Annotated in this window: 15 protein-coding genes; 12 read left to right on the forward strand and 3 right to left on the reverse strand. The window is 61.2% G+C overall.

The annotated features are described in order from the left end of the window. The first annotated feature begins 3 nt into the window (after positions 1–3). A complete protein-coding gene (locus tag ACK59L_RS08230; RefSeq protein WP_023533837.1) occupies positions 4–1,590 on the forward strand; it encodes an ABC-F family ATPase in 1,587 nt (528 codons plus the stop codon). On the opposite strand, the gene ACK59L_RS08235 is transcribed toward ACK59L_RS08230, so the two are convergent. Next, positions 1,572–2,615, reverse strand: a complete 1,044-nt coding sequence (locus ACK59L_RS08235) for an alpha/beta hydrolase family protein (RefSeq protein WP_409272918.1) — start codon at positions 2,613–2,615, stop codon at positions 1,572–1,574. The two genes, ACK59L_RS08230 and ACK59L_RS08235, sit on opposite strands and share 19 nt — an antisense overlap. A gap of 190 nt (positions 2,616–2,805) precedes the next feature. Here ACK59L_RS08235 and yghU point away from each other — a divergent pair, with 190 nt between their 5' ends. From yghU to ACK59L_RS08255, 4 genes are all read left to right on the forward strand, one after another. Continuing rightward, positions 2,806–3,645, forward strand: coding sequence for a glutathione-dependent disulfide-bond oxidoreductase (yghU, locus tag ACK59L_RS08240; protein ID WP_409272920.1), 840 nt, complete (start codon positions 2,806–2,808; stop codon positions 3,643–3,645). 242 nt (positions 3,646–3,887) lie between these two features. Continuing rightward, positions 3,888–5,591 (forward strand): amidase, encoded by a 1,704-nt coding sequence (locus tag ACK59L_RS08245; RefSeq protein WP_409272922.1) that lies wholly within the window; start codon positions 3,888–3,890, stop codon positions 5,589–5,591. Positions 5,592–5,672: 81 nt separating this feature from the next. Next, positions 5,673–6,347: a transcriptional regulator gene (locus tag ACK59L_RS08250; protein ID WP_409272924.1), complete on the forward strand. Its 675-nt coding sequence runs from the start codon at positions 5,673–5,675 to the stop codon at positions 6,345–6,347. Further along, complete coding sequence (locus ACK59L_RS08255) at positions 6,344–7,264, forward strand: pyridoxal-phosphate dependent enzyme (protein WP_409272926.1); 921 nt, start codon at positions 6,344–6,346, stop codon at positions 7,262–7,264. Before ACK59L_RS08250 ends, ACK59L_RS08255 begins: the two co-directional genes overlap by 4 nt. Positions 7,265–7,395: 131 nt before the next feature. Here the strand turns inward: ACK59L_RS08255 and ACK59L_RS08260 are convergent, their stop codons facing one another. Continuing rightward, complete coding sequence (locus ACK59L_RS08260; RefSeq protein WP_058605459.1) at positions 7,396–7,605, reverse strand: DUF2945 domain-containing protein; 210 nt, start codon at positions 7,603–7,605, stop codon at positions 7,396–7,398. Between the two features lie 193 nt (positions 7,606–7,798). On the opposite strand from ACK59L_RS08260, the gene nspC reads away from it, so the two are divergent. The 7 genes from nspC to ACK59L_RS08295 all read left to right on the forward strand — a co-directional run bounded on the left by nspC (position 7,799) and on the right by ACK59L_RS08295 (position 16,044). Continuing rightward, positions 7,799–8,896: a carboxynorspermidine decarboxylase gene (gene nspC / locus ACK59L_RS08265; protein ID WP_409272928.1), complete on the forward strand. Its 1,098-nt coding sequence runs from the start codon at positions 7,799–7,801 to the stop codon at positions 8,894–8,896. A gap of 33 nt (positions 8,897–8,929) precedes the next feature. Beyond that, positions 8,930–10,174, forward strand: a complete 1,245-nt coding sequence (locus ACK59L_RS08270) for a saccharopine dehydrogenase family protein (protein WP_409272930.1) — start codon at positions 8,930–8,932, stop codon at positions 10,172–10,174. 216 nt (positions 10,175–10,390) lie between these two features. Then, positions 10,391–11,611, forward strand: a complete 1,221-nt coding sequence (locus ACK59L_RS08275) for a putative DNA modification/repair radical SAM protein (protein ID WP_023533877.1) — start codon at positions 10,391–10,393, stop codon at positions 11,609–11,611. Further along, entirely contained in the window at positions 11,602–12,450 is an 849-nt protein-coding gene (locus ACK59L_RS08280; RefSeq protein ID WP_058605455.1) for a TIGR03915 family putative DNA repair protein, read from the forward strand. Before ACK59L_RS08275 ends, ACK59L_RS08280 begins: the two co-directional genes overlap by 10 nt. A 110-nt stretch (positions 12,451–12,560) precedes the next feature. After that, the gene (treS, locus tag ACK59L_RS08285; protein ID WP_196136495.1) at positions 12,561–14,627 is read left to right on the forward strand and encodes a maltose alpha-D-glucosyltransferase; all 2,067 of its coding nucleotides are present in this window, start codon (positions 12,561–12,563) and stop codon (positions 14,625–14,627) included. Positions 14,628–14,703: 76 nt separating this feature from the next. After that, the gene (locus ACK59L_RS08290; RefSeq protein ID WP_409272932.1) at positions 14,704–15,327 is read left to right on the forward strand and encodes a riboflavin synthase subunit alpha; all 624 of its coding nucleotides are present in this window, start codon (positions 14,704–14,706) and stop codon (positions 15,325–15,327) included. A gap of 15 nt (positions 15,328–15,342) precedes the next feature. After that, a complete protein-coding gene (locus tag ACK59L_RS08295; RefSeq protein WP_409272934.1) occupies positions 15,343–16,044 on the forward strand; it encodes a YoaK family protein in 702 nt (233 codons plus the stop codon). Here the strand turns inward: ACK59L_RS08295 and proP are convergent, their stop codons facing one another. Next, positions 16,045–17,547, reverse strand: coding sequence for a glycine betaine/L-proline transporter ProP (gene proP / locus ACK59L_RS08300; RefSeq protein WP_058605451.1), 1,503 nt, complete (start codon positions 17,545–17,547; stop codon positions 16,045–16,047). It lies immediately after the preceding gene. Positions 17,548–17,656: the final 109 nt, after the last annotated feature.

Below are 17,656 nucleotides of genomic sequence, written 5' to 3' on the forward strand. Positions count from 1 at the left end.
CACTTGATCTCCACAGCAAACATCACCATGCAATTCGGCTCCAAGCCGCTGTTCGAAAACGTTTCGGTCAAATTCAACAACGGCAACCGCTATGGCCTGATCGGCGCCAATGGCTGCGGCAAGTCGACCTTCATGAAGATCCTGGGCGGCGACCTGGAGCCTTCTGGCGGCCAGGTGATGCTCGAGCCGAACACGCGCCTGGGCAAGCTGCGCCAGGACCAGTTCGCCTACGAAGAATTCACCGTGATCGATACCGTGATCATGGGCCACGGGCATCTCTGGAAGGTCAAGGCCGAGCGTGACCGTATCTATTCGCTGCCTGAAATGTCCGAAGAAGACGGCATGGCTGTCGCCGAGCTGGAAACCGAGTTCGCCGAAATGGATGGCTATACCGCCGAGTCGCGCGCAGGCGAATTGCTGCTGGGCCTGGGTATCCCCCTGGAGCAGCATTTCGGCCCCATGAGCGAAGTGGCGCCAGGCTGGAAACTGCGCGTGCTACTGGCCCAGGCGTTGTTCTCCGACCCGGACGTACTGCTGCTCGACGAGCCGACCAACCACCTGGACATCAACACCATTCGCTGGTTGGAAACCGTGCTCACCGCGCGTAACAGCACCATGGTGATCATTTCCCACGACCGCCACTTCCTCAACAGCGTGTGCACCCACATGGCTGACCTGGACTACGGTGAGCTGCGCCTGTTCCCCGGCAACTACGACGAGTACATGACCGCCGCCACCCAGGCCCGCGAGCAGTTGCTGTCGGACAACGCCAAGAAGAAAGCCCAGATCGCCGAACTGCAAACCTTCGTCAGCCGCTTCTCGGCCAACGCTTCCAAGGCCAAGCAAGCCACCTCGCGGGCCAAGCAGATCGACAAGATCCAGCTGGCCGAGGTCAAGCCGTCGAGCCGGGTCAGCCCGTTCATCCGCTTTGAGCAGACCAAGAAACTGCACCGCCAGGCTGTGACGGTCGAAAAAATGGCCAAGGCCTTCGACGACAAGGTGCTGTTCAAGGACCTCGGCTTCACCGTCGAAGCCGGAGAGCGCGTCGCGATCATCGGGCCCAACGGCATCGGCAAGACCACCTTGCTGCGTACGCTCGTGGGCGAGATGACCCCGGACAAGGGCGAAGTCAAATGGACCGACAGCGCGGAAGTGGGCTACTACGCCCAGGACCACGCCCATGATTTCGAAGACGACATGACCCTGTTCGACTGGATGGGCCAGTGGACATCGGGTGAGCAGGTGATCCGCGGCACGCTGGGGCGCATGCTGTTCTCCAACGATGAAATCCTCAAGTCGGTCAAGGTCATCTCCGGTGGCGAACAGGGCCGCATGCTGTTCGGCAAGCTGATTCTGCAAAAGCCCAACGTGTTGGTCATGGACGAACCGACCAACCACCTGGACATGGAATCGATCGAAGCGTTGAACCTGGCACTGGAAAACTATCCAGGCACCCTGCTCTTCGTCAGCCACGACCGTGAATTCGTCTCCTCGCTTGCGACCCGCATCATCGAGCTGTCAGCCGATGGCGTGGTGGACTTCAGCGGCACCTACGACGAATACCTGCGCAGTCAGGGCGTGGTGGCTTGATTCAGCGTAATTGCTGAACGCCTCTGAGGCTGCGGCGCATTGAGCGTCTGCTCGAAGAACGCAGCCGTCTCGCGTTGCAGCGAACGATGGATGTGCCGGCGGTCCACACCCTCGGCATCCTTGCACAGCGCCGGCATGCGCAGGGCCTGCTCGGCGTCGCAATGCGCCATGAACACGAAATGACCGGCGCCTGCCAGCAGGCGGTAGTCAGGTGTGACGGGTAACTTGCGAGCCAGGGCCTGGGCATTGCGATCCACCGCCACGAGCTGGTCCTTGTCGCCGCTGTAGATGAGCACCGGCAGGTGCACATCGACCAGGGCGTGGCGTCCGAACAGCAGGCTCAGTGGCGCCATCAGCATCACTGCGCCGACGCGCGCGTCTGCCTGTGGCGACAGTTCGCTGCGGTCGGCAATCAATACACCGTGGGTTTTGCAGGCATCGTGATCATCCGGTCGCTCGAGGCAATACGCACGCAGGCGATCAAGGTCAGGGCGCGCGCCGGCCAGGATCAAGGCGGTTTCGCCGCCAGCCGAATAGCCAATCAATCCGACTTTCCCGCCATTGAGCCGAGGCCCAAGCAGTGCATCGCTGCGCGCTGCGGTGATAGCGGCGCTGACTTGCAGCGGCCGACCGTACAGATTGCTCAGGGTGCCCAGCCGGCTGGGGTCGCGTGCATTGTCGCCTGGGTGGACCACGGCCACCACTACATACCCTTGCTTGGCCAGTGAGGTTGCCAAATAGTGCAAGGCCAGTGGGCTACCAGTGTTGCCATGCGAGAGCACGAGCAACGGGAAACGCCCTTGGGCCACAGGCGCCTCTTCAGCCACCTCCAGCGCGTAACCGTCGATGTGGCTGGCGCGGGCATGCCCCTTGGCGGGATAGAACGCCAAGGCTTGCATCGGGCGGTTGTCTACCGGGTCGGTCAGGGTCATGTGATGCAGCCCTGCCACCCAGGGCGCAGCATCAGCGGCGCCCATCGGGCCAACGACCATGGCCAGTGCCAGCAAGCAACGAGAAAGGATCATGGGGGCTCTGCGCATCTGCCACTGGATAGCTTGAGCTTAATCGCTGCCCTCCCGTCAAAAATGAAAAACCGATGAAACATCGGCTGCGCCATGGCAGATCCGTTTTGTGTTTGTGCGCGTCATCGAACCCATGGCATATAGGCAGGTCAATCAGACGTCGTCGATCATTCGCAATCGTGGAGAGCCGAGCATGAGCACACCCGCTTACCAACCCCCGAAGGTATGGCGCAACGAGGCGGCCTCGGGGGGCCACTTCGCCAGTATCAACCGGCCGGTCGCCGGGCCTACCCATGACAAGGACCTGCCAGTGGGCGAGCAACCGCTGCAGCTTTATTCGCTGGCAACACCCAATGGCGTCAAGGTCACCATCGCCTTGGAAGAGCTGCTGGAACTTGGCCATGCCGGCGCTGAATACGATGCCTGGCTGATCAGGATTGGCGAGGGTGACCAATTCTCCAGCGGATTCGTACAGGTCAACCCCAACTCGAAGATCCCCGCATTGCTTGACCGCAGCGTCGAGCCGCCGGTGCGGGTATTCGAATCAGGCTCCATCCTGCTGTACCTGGCCGAGAAGTTCGATGCCCTGCTCCCGCAAACGGCCGCCGAGCGCACCGAAGCCCTGAACTGGCTGTTCTGGCAAATGGGCGCGGCGCCGTACTTGGGTGGTGGGTTCGGGCACTTCTACGTCTATGCCCCTGAAAAGATCGAGTACGCGATCAATCGGTTCACCATGGAAGCCAAGCGCCAGCTGGACGTGCTCGACCGCCGTTTGGGCGAGACCACCTACCTTGCCGGCGGCCATTACAGCATCGCCGACATAGCCGTGTGGTCATGGTACGGCCAGCTGGTGCTGGGCAACCTCTACAACGCTGCTGAGTTTCTCGCGGTTCACGAATACCCCAACGTTCAGCGCTGGGCCCAGGCGATCGCTGCACGGCCCGCCGTGCAGCGGGGCACGCGGGTCAACCGGACCTGGGGAGATGAATCCAGCCAGGTACCGGAGCGGCATTCGGCAGCGGACCTGGACTGAACGGCCCGCTGATGTCGGGCGGCCCTCATTGCAGGGCCGCCCAGGCGTCAACTAAGCGTCATCGCTCAATGCCCGCATGCATGCACCCGTTTGCCCGTGCGCACACCTGCGCACGCTTTAACCTTCTTGTACACTCCCCGCATTAGCCTAATGCCGTTCACCTCTAGGGCCGCTGCGCGGCCCCAACGATCCTGGATGAACAGCATTACCGCATTACCCAACCTGCATTTTCTGGTGAACGCATGATCGAGGTAACCGAGGTTTCCATCGCCGAGCTGCGCAGCGCGCTCGAGTCGGGCCGCACGACGGCGGTCGAACTGGTCAAGGCCTACCTGGCCCGCATAGACGCCTATGATGGCGCCGACACCGACACCGCGCTCAATGCCGTGGTAGTCCGCAATCCTGATGCACTGGCCGAGGCCGAGGCCTCCGACGCACGCCGGGCCCGTGGAGAGGTGCTCGGGCCATTGGACGGCATACCCTACACCGCCAAGGACAGCTACCTGGTAAAAGGCCTGACCGCAGCGTCCGGCAGCCCGGCCTTTAAGCATCTGGTAGCCCAACGCGACGCCTTCACCATCGAACGGCTGCGCGGGGCCGGGGCCATCTGCCTGGGCAAGACCAACATGCCGCCCATGGCCAACGGTGGCATGCAGCGCGGCGTCTATGGCCGCGCCGAGAGCCCCTACAATGCGGCATACCTGACCGCGCCCTTTGCTTCAGGCTCTTCCAACGGTGCCGGTACCGCGACAGCTGCGAGCTTCAGCGCTTTTGGTCTGGCCGAGGAAACCTGGTCCAGCGGCCGCGGCCCTGCGTCGAACAATGGCCTGTGCGCCTACACACCCTCACGCGGGGTCATTTCGGTAAGGGGTAACTGGCCCCTCACGCCGACGATGGATGTGGTCGTGCCATTCGCCCGCACCATGCATGACCTGCTGGAAATTCTCGACGTGGTCGTGGCCGATGACCCTGATACCCGCGGTGACCTGTGGCGGCTGCAGCCTTGGGTGTCGATCCCGAAGCCCTCGCAGGTACGCCCAGCCAGCTACCTCGACCTGGCAGCGGGCACCGCCGCCCTGCAAGGCAAAAAGTTTGGCGTACCGCGCATGTACATCAACGCCGATGAGCACGCGGGCACGTCGGAAAAGCCGGGTATCGGCGGACCCACTGGCCAGCGCATCCAGACGCGGGCAAGCGTCATGACGCTCTGGCAGCAAGCTCGCCAAGCCTTGGAAAAGGCCGGTGCGCAGGTTGTGGAAGTCGACTTCCCGCTGGTCTCCAACTGCGAAGGCGACCGCCCCGGCGCCCCCACCGTCTACAACCGTGGCATCGTCAGCAAGGCATTCTTGCACGATGAGCTGTGGGAACTCTCCGGCTGGGCATTCGACGATTTTCTGCGTGCCAACGACGACCCAAATCTGAACCGGCTGGCGGATGTGGACGGCCCGCAAATCTTCCCACACGACCCCGGCACTTTGCCTAACCGTGAGGATGATCTGGCCGCTGGCATGGACGAGTACGTCACCATGGCCAAGCGCGGCTTGAGGACGTGGGATCAGATCGAGACCCTGCCTGACGGCCTGCGTGGCCTTGAACAGACCCGCAAGATCGACCTGGAAGACTGGATGCAAACCCTTGGGCTGGATGCCGTGCTGTTCCCTACCGTGGCCGATGTAGGGCCTGCCGATGCTGATGTGAACCCGGTGTCGGCCGACATCGCCTGGAGCAATGGCGTGTGGGTGGCCAACGGCAACCTGGCCATACGCCACCTGGGCGTGCCCACGGTCACCGTGCCCATGGGCGTGATGAGCGACATTGGTATGCCGGTAGGCCTGACCTTCGCGGGGCGGGCCTACAGCGACAATGCACTGTTGAGCTTTGCCGCAGCGTTCGAAGCCACGGGTTCACGACGGATCACTCCACCACGCACCCCAGCCTTGGGCTGAAAGCACAGGTAAGCGCCAGGCGACTCGCGCAAATCAACATTATGTGTAAATATGCACAAAATGTTGATTTGAAGAGTTCGCATGGCCCTGTTGCCCGAAGATGAACGCCGCTTGACCTTGAGCGTGCTCAAAGCCTCTATCGAGGCCTTGGGCAGCGTCGTCACCCACAACACCGAAATCCTGCTTCACGACCTGGACCAGCCTGAGCGGTCCGTCGTGGCCATCGTCAATGGGCACCTTTCTGGCCGGCAGGTGGGCAGTCCTATCCTGGCTGTGCCGGAGCAGGATCAGGGCCTGCAAGCCTTGATGAAGGCCGCGGCCGATCAGCAAGGCTGTGGGCCCGTTGTGCTGCCCGACTATCCGACCGCCATCAAGGGCCGCACGCTGCGCAGCGCTACCGCGATCTTTCGCGACAGCGCTGGCCACCCCTTCGCCAGCCTTTGCGTCAACACCGATGTCACCGGCCTGGACGCTGCCATGGGCTTTCTACAAAGCTTCGCGCCCATGGGCAACTCGCCCGCAGCGGCAGAGCCCGCCGACATGGAGGCGCTGATGAGCGAGATCATCCAGGCGGCGCTGCATGACACCGGCCAAGGCCGCATGACCCGGCAAGCCAAGATCGAAGCGGTCCGCGTGATGCAGGAACGCGGGCTGTTCATCGTCAAGGGCGGCGTCGAGAAAGCGGCCAACGCCCTCGGCGTGACCCGCTATACCGTCTACAACTACCTCGAACATTTGCGCGGAGCCTCCCAGTGACCTTGCACATCCGTACCCCCCTCATCGAATCACGCCCACTGTCGCTGGCTGCCGATTGCACTGTCTGGCTCAAGCTCGAGGCATTGCAGCCCTGCGGCTCCTTCAAGCTGCGCGGCGTCGCCCACGCCTGTGAGTTCCACCATGCCCGCGGCGCGAAACGGTTCGTGTCTTCGTCAGGCGGCAACGCCGGGCTTGCCGTCGCCTATGTCGGGCGCAAGCTCGGCGTTCCCGTTACCGTGGTCGTGCCCGAGACTACCACCGTGCGTGCCCAGCAATTGCTGCGTCTTGAGCACGCTGAGGTCATCGTCCACGGTCAGTCCTGGCAGGAGGCCAATGCGTTGGCGCTGAGCCTGATGGGTGAGGATGCCGCGTTCATTCACCCGTTCGACGACCCGCTGCTGTGGGAAGGCCATGCCAGCCTGGTCGATGAGGTGGCCGAAGCCGGCATCAAGCCCGATGCGGTTGTGCTTTCGGTGGGCGGCGGGGGTTTGCTGAGCGGCGTCGTGCAGGGGCTACAGCGAAATGGCTGGGCCGATGTGCCGATCCTGGCCGTGGAAACCCATGGCGCAGCCTCCCTGCATGCCGCCATCGAAGCCGGCGAACGGGTGACCTTGGATCGGTTGGATACGATTGCCACCACCTTGGGCGCGAAACAGGTAGCCGAACACGCGTTTCGCTGTACCCAGCGACACCCCGTGCAAAGCCTGCTGGTCAGTGACCGGCAGGCCCTGGAGGCGTGCGAGCGCTTTTTGCTGGATCACCGCCTGCTGGTCGAGCCCGCCTGCGGCGCCGCCTTGGCGGTGGGATATGAGGCCAGCGCGCTGGCAAACTACCGCAATGTACTGGTGATCGTGTGCGGGGGCGCCACGGCTACATTGGCGCAGATCCAGGCATGGCGTGCAGCGCTCGAGGCATGAACCAGCCTGCCGGGAGCGGTCATGAACCGCTCCTCGCATAACCCCGCTGCACTCTGCACGTATAGACACGGCCCATAAAAAAGCCCGTGATACACACGGGCAACTGAGCACCAACGCAATAACCTGTGTTCTCAGCCCTTCTTCAATGCCTGCTCCTTGTGCATGGCCATGTGCCCGGTCTTGTCGCTCTTGACCTCGTACTGTGGCTCCTCTTTTGAGCAATGGCGCTGACGCCCCATGAACTCGACGTCCTGGGTATGCACTTTTTCTACGGTGCCGTGTATGACCCCGGCCTCGGAATTCCAGTGCACCTTGTCACCTTTCTTGAAGGTATTGCTCATCGATTGCTCCTTGTAACCTGCGCGGGAGGATTGAGAGTGTCATCTGTCGTTGTTCTACTGAGCACGCCGAACACGAAAAGATTCAGTCACGGCAACGATGCCCGGACGAAATGCAATTGCACCCTTTCGATCTGCGGCGAGTGAAGGCACAATGCGTGTCCTTTTTTTGGCCGGCCTTGCCGAGGGCCTCTAAATGATCAATACGCCGTACTACCTCATCGACAAGACCAAGCTGCTGAGCAACATGCAGAAGATCGCCTATGTGCGCGAACACTCGGGTGCCAAAGCGCTGCTGGCGCTCAAGTGCTTCGCCACCTGGTCGGTATTCGACCTGATGCAGCAGTACATGGACGGCACCACGTCGTCTTCGCTGTACGAGCTCAAGCTCGGCCGCCAGAAGTTCGCCGGTGAAACCCACGCCTACAGCGTGGCGTGGGCCGACGACGAGGTCCAGGAGATGCTCGAGAACTGCGACAAGATCATCTTCAACTCCATCGGCCAGCTGCAACGTTTCGCCGAGCAGTCCGAAGGCAAGGTCCGGGGTTTGCGCGTCAACCCCCAAGTCAGCAGCTCGGACTATCAGCTGGCCGACCCGGCACGCCCGTTCAGCCGCCTAGGGGAATGGGACCCTGCCAAGATCGAAACCGTGATCGACCAGGTATCGGGGTTCATGTTCCACAACAACTGCGAGAACGGCGACTTCGCCTTGTTCGACCAGATGCTGACCCGCATCGAGGAACGTTTCGGCCACCTGCTGCACAAAGTGAAATGGGTAAGCCTGGGCGGCGGCATCCATTTCACCGGCGAAGGCTATGCGCTGGACGATTTCTGCGCGCGTCTGAAGGCGTTCTCGCAAACCTATGGCGTACAGGTTTACCTGGAGCCAGGTGAAGCCGCGATCACCCAGAGCGCTTCGCTGGAAGTGACGGTGCTGGACACGCTGTACAACGGTAAGCACCTGGCCGTGGTCGACAGCTCGATCGAAGCGCACATGCTCGACCTGCTGATCTACCGCCTCAATGCCAAGATGACGCCCAACGACGGTGAGCACACCTACATGGTATGCGGCAAATCGTGCCTGGCTGGCGATATTTTCGGTGAATACCAGTTCGAACGCCCACTGGCGATCGGCGACCGCCTGTCCTTCGTGGATGCTGCGGGTTACACCATGGTCAAGAAAAACTGGTTCAACGGTTTGAAGATGCCATCCATCGTGGTCAAGCAACTCGACGGCAGCGTCGAGGTGGTACGCGAGTTCGGTTTCGAAGACTACGTTTCCAGCCTGTCGTAAGACAGGCCTCGTCTGTAAGGAGCAACAGGTAAATTGAAGAAGAACGTTCTTATCATTGGTGCAGGAGGTGTCGCCAAGGTGGTGGCCCACAAGTGCGCGCAGCATAACGACGAACTGGGTCGTATTGCCATCGCGTCACGGAACATCTCCAAATGCCAGGCCATCATCGACAGCGTCAAGGCCAAGGGTAGCCTCAAGGTACCCGCCGACATCCAGGCCTTTTCGCTCAATGCCCTCGACGTCGAGGCGACCAAGGCATTGATCCGCGAAACCGAATCGCAAATCGTGATCAATGTCGGCTCTGCATTCCTGAACATGTCGGTGCTGCGTGCATGCATCGATACCGGTGTTGCCTACCTGGATACTGCCATCCACGAAGAGCCGGGCAAGATCTGTGAAACCCCGCCATGGTACGGAAACTACGAGTGGAAACACCTCGAAGAGTGCCAGGCCAAGAACATCACGGCCATTCTCGGTGTCGGTTTCGACCCGGGTGTGGTCAACAGCTACGCAAAGCTTGCGCAGCAGCAGTATTTCGACCGCATTGATTCAATCGACATCCTCGACGTCAATGCAGGCTCGCATGGCAAGTACTTTGCCACCAACTTCGACCCGGAAATCAATTTCCGCGAGTTCACCGGGCAGGTGTGGAGCTGGCAGAACAGCCAGTGGACCAGCAACACCATGTTCGAAGTCAAGCGTACCGATGACCTGCCCGTGGTGGGTTCGCAAAACCTGTACCTCACCGGTCACGATGAAGTGCACTCCATCTCCAAGAACCTGAACGTACCCAACGTCCGGTTCTGGATGAGTTTCGGCGAGCACTACATCAATGTGTTCACGGTCCTGAAAAACCTGGGCCTGCTCAGCGAGCAGCCGGTCAAGACCGCAGAAGGCCTGGAAGTGGTACCGCTGAAAGTAGTCAAGGCCGTGCTGCCTGATCCAGCGTCCCTGGCGCCTGGCTACACCGGCAAGACCTGCATCGGTGACCTGGTCAAGGGCACCAAGGACGGGCAATTGCGTGAAGTGTTCATCTACAACGTGGCTGATCACGCAGAGGCGTACGCCGAAACGGACAGCCAGGGCATTTCCTATACCGCTGGCGTACCACCGGTAGCCGCTGCCTTGCTGGTGGCTCGCGGCGAGTGGGATGCCAAGCGCATGGTCAACGTCGAGGAACTGCCTGCCGAGCCGTTCCTCAAGGCGTTGGACGTGATGGGCCTGCCAACCCGTGTGAAGGACGAAAAAGGTGACCGTCCGTGGGACGCTGAAGCCTGATTCACCCAAGAGGGCGCCTGCGAGGCGCCCTCTTCTTTTATCGACCAACCCACCATGTCTTTCACGATCGCTGAAACCCAGCAGTTGCCCGCGCCATCAACCACTCATCGGATAACCTACGAATTTGCTCGGATATCTCGCCGGGCGGCGTTCAGCACTTGCAATTGACCCTAGCCCTCAATACTGTATGAATATTCAGTACGACAGGTAAGAGTCATGCAACTGATCGCCAAACTGGGCATTCTTGCCGATGCCGCCAAGTACGATGCATCTTGCGCCAGCAGTGGTGCGCCAAAGCGCAGCTCGCGTGGCGGCAACGGTTTGGGCGCTACCAACGGCATGGGCATTTGCCACAGCTACACCCCAGATGGTCGCTGCGTGTCTCTGCTGAAGATTCTGCTTACCAACTTTTGCCTGTACGACTGCCAGTACTGCGTCAACCGACGCTCGAGCAATGTGCCCCGCGCACGGTTCAGCCCTGAAGAGGTGGTGCGCCTGACCCTGGACTTCTACCGACGCAACTGCATCAGTGGCCTGTTTTTGAGCTCGGGCATCATCCGCTCGGCTGACTACACCATGGAGCAGCTGATCAGGGTCGCGCGGTTGCTGCGCGAAGAACATAACTTCCGAGGCTATATCCATCTCAAGACCATTCCGGACGCCGATCCGCTGTTGATCGAAGAAGCAGGCCGTCTGGCCGATCGCTTGAGCGTCAACATCGAACTGCCTACCGACGACAGCCTCAAGCGCCTGGCACCGGAAAAGCAAGCATCGACCATCCGTCAAGCCATGGGCGTGATTCATCAAGGGCAGCAAGCGGTAGCCAACGAGCCTCGCGCCCCGCGCTTCACCCCTGCCGGTCAAAGTACCCAGGTCATCGTCGGGGCTGACAGTACTGACGACAGCACACTGCTGCGCAATGCCGAATCGCTGTACCAGGGGTACGGCCTCAAACGTGTCTACTACTCAGCCTTCAGCCCCATCCCCGACAGCCCTGGCAGCGTGCCACTGGCCGCCCCGCCTCTGCTGCGTGAACACCGCTTGTATCAAGCCGATTTTCTTTTGCGCGGGTACGGGTACAAGGCCGGCGAGCTGTTGGGACAAACTGGCAACCTGGCGCTGGATATCGACCCTAAGCTGGCATGGGCGCTGGCCAATCGCGAAGTGTTCCCGCTGGATGTGAACCGCGCAGAGCCCGCGCTGCTCGCCCGTATTCCAGGCATAGGCCTGCGCAGCGTGCAGCGCCTGGTCGCCTTGCGCCGTGAGCGGCGTATCCGCTATGACGACCTGATCCAGCTGCGTTGTGTGCTGGACAAGGCTCGCCCTTTTATCGTGACCAGTGATTATCGCCCTGCCCAGGCCGACCTTCGCAGCAGCCTGCTGCGTGCCCGCCTGCGTGAACCACAGGCACCGGTCCAAATGGGGCTTTGGGGGTGATAGCGCTCGATTGCGATGACCTGTTCGGCGTCTGGCGGGATCAGGCCAGAGCCTTGCTGAGCCATGGCGTCGATCCGTCACAAGTCACCTGGTCCCAAGGGCCCATGACCGACATGCTGGCCGACACCACCACGCTGCCGGCCGGTACGGGCCCGTTTCGGGCGAAGGTGCCGGCGGCCTTGCTCGGTCAACTGGAGGAAGCGGCACGCTATCACGGCGAGCAGCGGTGGAATCTGTTGTACGAAGTGCTGTGGCGGGTTGCTCACGGCGACCGCACGGCGATGCTGGCCGGTGATCGGCTGGGCAGCGAGCTGCATCGACGCATCAAGCAAGTCAGCCGCGAAGCCCATCACCTGCATGCGTTTTTGCGGTTCGTGCCGCTGCCTGAAGCGTTGGTCGAGCACTTGCAACTGGACTTGGTCGCTTTTCACGAGCCTGCTCACGACATTCTGCAAAGCGCCAGCCCGCATTTTGCCGACAGGCTGGGGCGGCTGCGGTGGCTGATCGCGACGCCACGCGATGGCATCCGCTATGACGGCCGCCGCTTCGACTATCAACGGCAATGCCCCGAACTCTGGCGGCAATGGGCGCAGCACGCAGAAGACCCTGGCGCCGAATTGTGGCGAACCTACTACCGCCACACCTTCAACCCCGCCCGCCTGAACCCCAATGCCCTGCGCCTGCACATGCCTGGCCGCTTCTGGCGCCACTTGCCAGAAGGGATGCTTATCCCTCAACTCGAGGGGCTGGCACGCCAAGGCAAGCAGCGGGACGGCCAGGCCTTGGAAGTCGCAGCCCAGGCTGGCAAGCAGATCAACAAGCCCTCTCTGGACAGTTGACTGTCGAAGCCTGAATAGCGCGCCTGCCACAAACCCCGTGTTGAGCCGAACGTTCCGCGTGCCCTGCCGTCATAACCTGAGCCGGTGCCGACACGCAAAGAGGACGCGAGATGACCCAACCCGACCCGTCATACGTCAAGTGGCTTGAAGAACGCTCCATGCTAAAGGCATCCCAGGAGCGCGCCAGCCTGTACTCCGGGCAAGCGCGACTGTGGCAACAGCCCTACGCCCTGGCCCAGCCGCGCCGGGCGACAGAAATCGCTTCGGTCTGGCTGACGGTCTACCCCGATGCGATCATCGCGCCCGACGGTTGCTCGGTGCTGGGCGCTTTGGCCCATGAAGCGCTATGGAAGCGCCTGTCAGAAATTGGTATTCAAGGTGTCCACACCGGGCCAATCAAGCGTTCCGGCGGTATCAGCGGGCGCGAGCTTACGCCGAGCGTGGACGGCAACTTCGACCGGATCAGCTTCGACATCGACCCGCTCTACGGGACCGAGCAGGAACTGGTGCAGATGAGCCGCATGGCCGCCGCCCACAATGCCGTGACCATCGATGACCTGATCCCGTCGCACACCGGCAAAGGCGCCGACTTCCGCCTGGCCGAGCTGGGGCTGGCGCCCTACCCAGGCCTCTACCACATGGTCGAGATCCGTGAAGAGGATTGGGGGCTGCTTCCTGACGTGCCCGAGGGCCGCGATTCGGTCAACCTGCTCCCCGCTCAGTGCGACGAGCTCAAGGCACGCCACTACATCGTCGGTCAGCTGCAACGGGTGATCTTCTTCGAGCCGGGCGTCAAGGAGACCGACTGGAGCGCCACGGCGCCAATCACGGGCGTGGATGGCAAGACCCGCCGGTGGGTTTACCTGCATTATTTCAAGGACGGTCAACCCTCCCTGAACTGGCTCGACCCGACCTTCACGGCGCAGCAGATGATCATAGGCGATGCCCTGCATGCCCTGGACTGCCTGGGCGCACGTGGTTTGCGCCTGGATGCCAATGGTTTCCTGGGTGTCGAAACACGCGCCAGCGGCACCGCCTGGTCGGAAAGCCACCCCTTGTCGCTGGTCGGTAACCAGTTGATCGGTGGCATGATCCGCAAGGCAGGGGGGTTCAGTTTCCAGGAGCTGAACCTCACCCTCGATGACATCGCCCAGATGTCCAGCGGCGGGGCCGACCTGTCCTACGACTTCATTACCCGACCGGCCTATCAGCACGCGCTGCTGACCGGCGATACCGAATTCCTGCGCTTGATGTTCAAGGAAATGCACGCCTTCGGCATCGACCCAGCCTCGCTGATTCATGCGTTGCAAAACCATGATGAGTTGACGGTCGAGCTGGTGCACTTCTGGACACTGCATGCGCATGACATGTACCTGTACAAGGGCCAGACCTTGCCAGGCAGCATTTTGCGCGAACATATCCGGGAGGAGATCTACGAGCGCCTGTCCGGTGAACATGCACCTTACAACCTGCGGTTTGTCACCAATGGCATCTCTTGCACCACGGCCAGCTTGATCACCGCTGCCTTGGGAATCCGGGAGCTTGATGACATCACCCCCGAGCAGGTTGAATCGATTCAGAAGCTGCATCTGCTGCTGGTGATGTACAACGCCATGCAGCCTGGTGTGGTGGCCATATCCGGTTGGGACCTGGTGGGTGCCCTGCCCTTGCCTGCCGAAGCGGTGGCTGAGCGGATGACCGACGGCGACACACGTTGGATCCACCGCGGCGGTTATGATCTGGCAGGTCTGGACCCAGAGGCCCAGGCCTCAGTGCGCGGTATGCCGCGTGCCCGTGCCTTGTACGGCAGCCTTGATGAACAACTCGAGCGCAGTGACTCGTTCGCCAGCAAGGTCAAAAAGCTGCTCGCGGTTCGCCAGGCATATGGCATCGCCACTAGCCGACAACTGCTGGTGCCCGACGTGACCTCGCCTGGCCTGCTGGTGATGGTGCATGAACTGCCTGCAGGGCGCGGTATCCAGATAACCGCCCTGAACTTCAGCCAGGACGAAATCAGTGAGGAGCTGCAACTGACCGGTTTCACGCCAGGCCCTGTGGTGGACATGATCAACGAAACGGTCGAGGGCGATTTGACCGAGGACGGACGCTTGATGGTTAATCTGGACCCCTATGAGGCGTTGTGCCTGCGCATCGTCAACAGCAGTGGCCACGTCTGAGGTGCGGTGACTTGCATTTGCGGGCGCCTGGGCATAGTTTGCGCAAGTCAACTTACCCGTGCCCAGGAGCAACGCAATGTACACCGGCATCGTCCAGGCCGTCCGCCCTCTGCTTGATGTAGCCCATCACCCTGGCCACAACCAGTTCACCATCGACCTCACCCCGGCACTGCTCGACGATCTGAAGATCGGTGCCAGTGTCAGCGTTGAAGGGACCTGCCTGTCTGTCACCGAGATCGAAGGCACACGCGTTCGCTTCGACGCCATGACGGCAACGCTGGAGCGCACTAACCTGCGTTGCTTGCAGGCCGGCCAAGGAGTGAACATCGAGCGTTCGGCGAAAATGAACGCAGAGGTGGGCGGCCACCTCATGGCTGGCCACATCGCCACCACTGCGGACATCGTAGACATCTCCATCGCTGCCACCGGTGCATACATCAAGTTCCGCATGCCGCCAGAGTGGGCCAAGTACGTCTTTGCCCGCGGCTTCATTGGCGTCAATGGCTGCAGCCTCACCGTCGCCGACATCGAGGACAACGTGGTCACTGTCAACCTCATTCCAGAAACCCTGCGCCAGACCACGTTTACCCGTTATCAGGAAGGCGACTTGCTCAATATCGAAGTCGACCACCACACCATGGTGCTGGTCGATGTCGTTGAGCGCACCATTCGCAATACCCTGGCCCGCGAGCAACGGTAGACCCGAGGACTGCACATGCTACCTGCCGCCGCAGCCACACCTACGTCCAAGCGCCATCGTGTCCACCGGTTACGAGGCCGCGTAGGGCTCGGTCTGGTGGCCGGCCTGTCGGTACTGGCAGGGATGACCGATGCCATCGGTTTGTTGGCCTTGGGCGATTTTGTCTCGTTCATGAGCGGCAACACCACGCGCCTTGCCGTCGCCATCAACGACGTCGATGGCCCGATGATCCTGCGCCTGGCAGGCGCGCTGCTGGGCTTCGTGGCTGGCAATACCTTGGGTGTGGTGCTGGCGCACAAGTGCCGGCGCCGTGCCTGGCCCGTACTGCTGGTGGTAGCGGTGCTGCTTGGGTTTGCGGGGATGATGCCAGCGCCGGATACCTCAATATCCTTGTTGGCCGCCACACTGGCGATGGGGATGATCAATGCCGTGGTTGAGCAGGTCAACGGTCTGCCGATTGGCCTGACCTATGTCACCGGTGCCCTTTCGCGATTTGGCCGTGGCCTGGGCCATTGGATGCTGGGCGCTCGCCGTCATGGCTGGCGGGTGCAACTGGTGCCTTGGCTGGGCATGCTGCTGGGAGCAGCATGTGGCGCTTGGTTGCAGAAACACCTAGGGCTGCAGGCTATGGTCGGCAGTTGCGTGCTGACCTGCCTGCTGACCCTGGTGTCGCTGTTCATCCCTCGTGCCTGGCAGCGAGGCTACATGCCCCGCTGATCAATCGATACGTGGATGCTGCTGCACCAGCAGCTTGCGCTTGGCTTCCAGTTCAGCGATCTGGGTATCGATGTCTTCGATCTTCTGCTCGATATTGTCGTGGTGCTCCTGAAGCAGCTCGCGAGCCTCGTCGATGTCAGACGCTGCTGGCGCCGCCCCACGCAACGGCTTGTTGGCCGTTTCTTTCATGGTCACCCCAGTGATGAAACCAATCACGGCAATCACCATCAGGTAGTAGGCGGGCATGTACAGGTTGCCGGAGCTTTCCACCAGCCAGGCGGCCAGAGTCGGGGTAAGGCCTGCAATCAGCACCGAAATGTTGAAGGCACTGGCCAAGGCGCTGTAGCGGATATGCGTCGGGAACATCGCTGGCAGGGTCGAGGCCATCACGCCAATGAAGAAGTTCAGCAGCACGGCCATCAGCAGCAGGCCGGCGAAGATGAAGCCCAGCACACCGCTGTTGATCAGCATGAAGGCAGGAATTGCCGCCGCAAAAAGGCCGACGCTGCCTAGGATGATGAAGGGTCGACGGCCGAACTTGTCGCTCAGAAGACCGATTATCGGCTGCACGAACAGCATGCCCACCATGATCGCGATGATGATCAGTACACCATGATCTTCGCTGTAATGCAGGTTGTGGGACAGGTAGCTGGGCATGTAGGTGAGCAGCATGTAGTACGTGACGTTGGTCGCGATCACCACGCCAATGCAGGTGATCAGGCTACGCCAGTGCTTGGTCGCCACTTCCTTGAACGACACCTTCGGCCCGGAAGCCAGGCCTTCACGGTCGCCTTGCTCCAGTTTGTCGACATGCTGCTGGAAGGCCGGGGTCTCCTCCAGCGCGTGACGCAAGTACAGACCAATCATACCCAGCGGCAAAGCCAGGAAGAACGGCAGGCGCCAGCCCCATTCAAGGAATTTCTCTTCACCCATCACGGTGGAGATCATCACCACCACGCCGGCGCCCAGGACGAAGCCGGCGATGGAGCCAAAGTCCAACCAGCTGCCCAGGAAACCACGCTTGCGATCAGGTGCATACTCGGCCACGAAGATCGACGCGCCGGTGTACTCACCGCCTACCGAGAAGCCCTGGGCCATCTTGGCCAGCAACAGCAGGATCGGTGCCCATATGCCGATACTGTCATAGGACGGTATCAGGCCAATGGCGAATGTGCTCAAGGACATGATGACGATGGTGGCGGCGAGAATCTTCTGTCGCCCGAAGCGGTCGCCGAGCGCGCCGAAGAACAACCCACCCAGTGGCCGGATCAGGAACGGCACGGAGAAGGTGGCCAGCGCGGCAATCATTTGAACGCTGGGGTCGGCATTGGGGAAGAACACTTTGCCCAGGGCATAGGCGACGAAGCCATAGACGCCGAAGTCGAACCACTCCATCGCGTTGCCCAGCGCAGCGGCGGTAATGGCCTTGCGCATCTTGGCGTCGTCGACGATGGTGATGTCCTTCAGGCCAATCGGCTGAACCCTTTTCTTGCGAGATTTCATTTATTTATCCCTGACGGTGACTGCTCTAAGGGATCAGATACAAAGGGACACTAAATAATTCAGCGCTTAGCGTTTTTTTGTGAAAGCAGGCACAAGGTGGGATGCGAGC

Origin of the sequence: Pseudomonas sp. KCJK9111 (assembly GCF_046231935.1) — a bacterium.
GTDB lineage: Bacteria > Pseudomonadota > Gammaproteobacteria > Pseudomonadales > Pseudomonadaceae > Aquipseudomonas > Aquipseudomonas parafulva_B.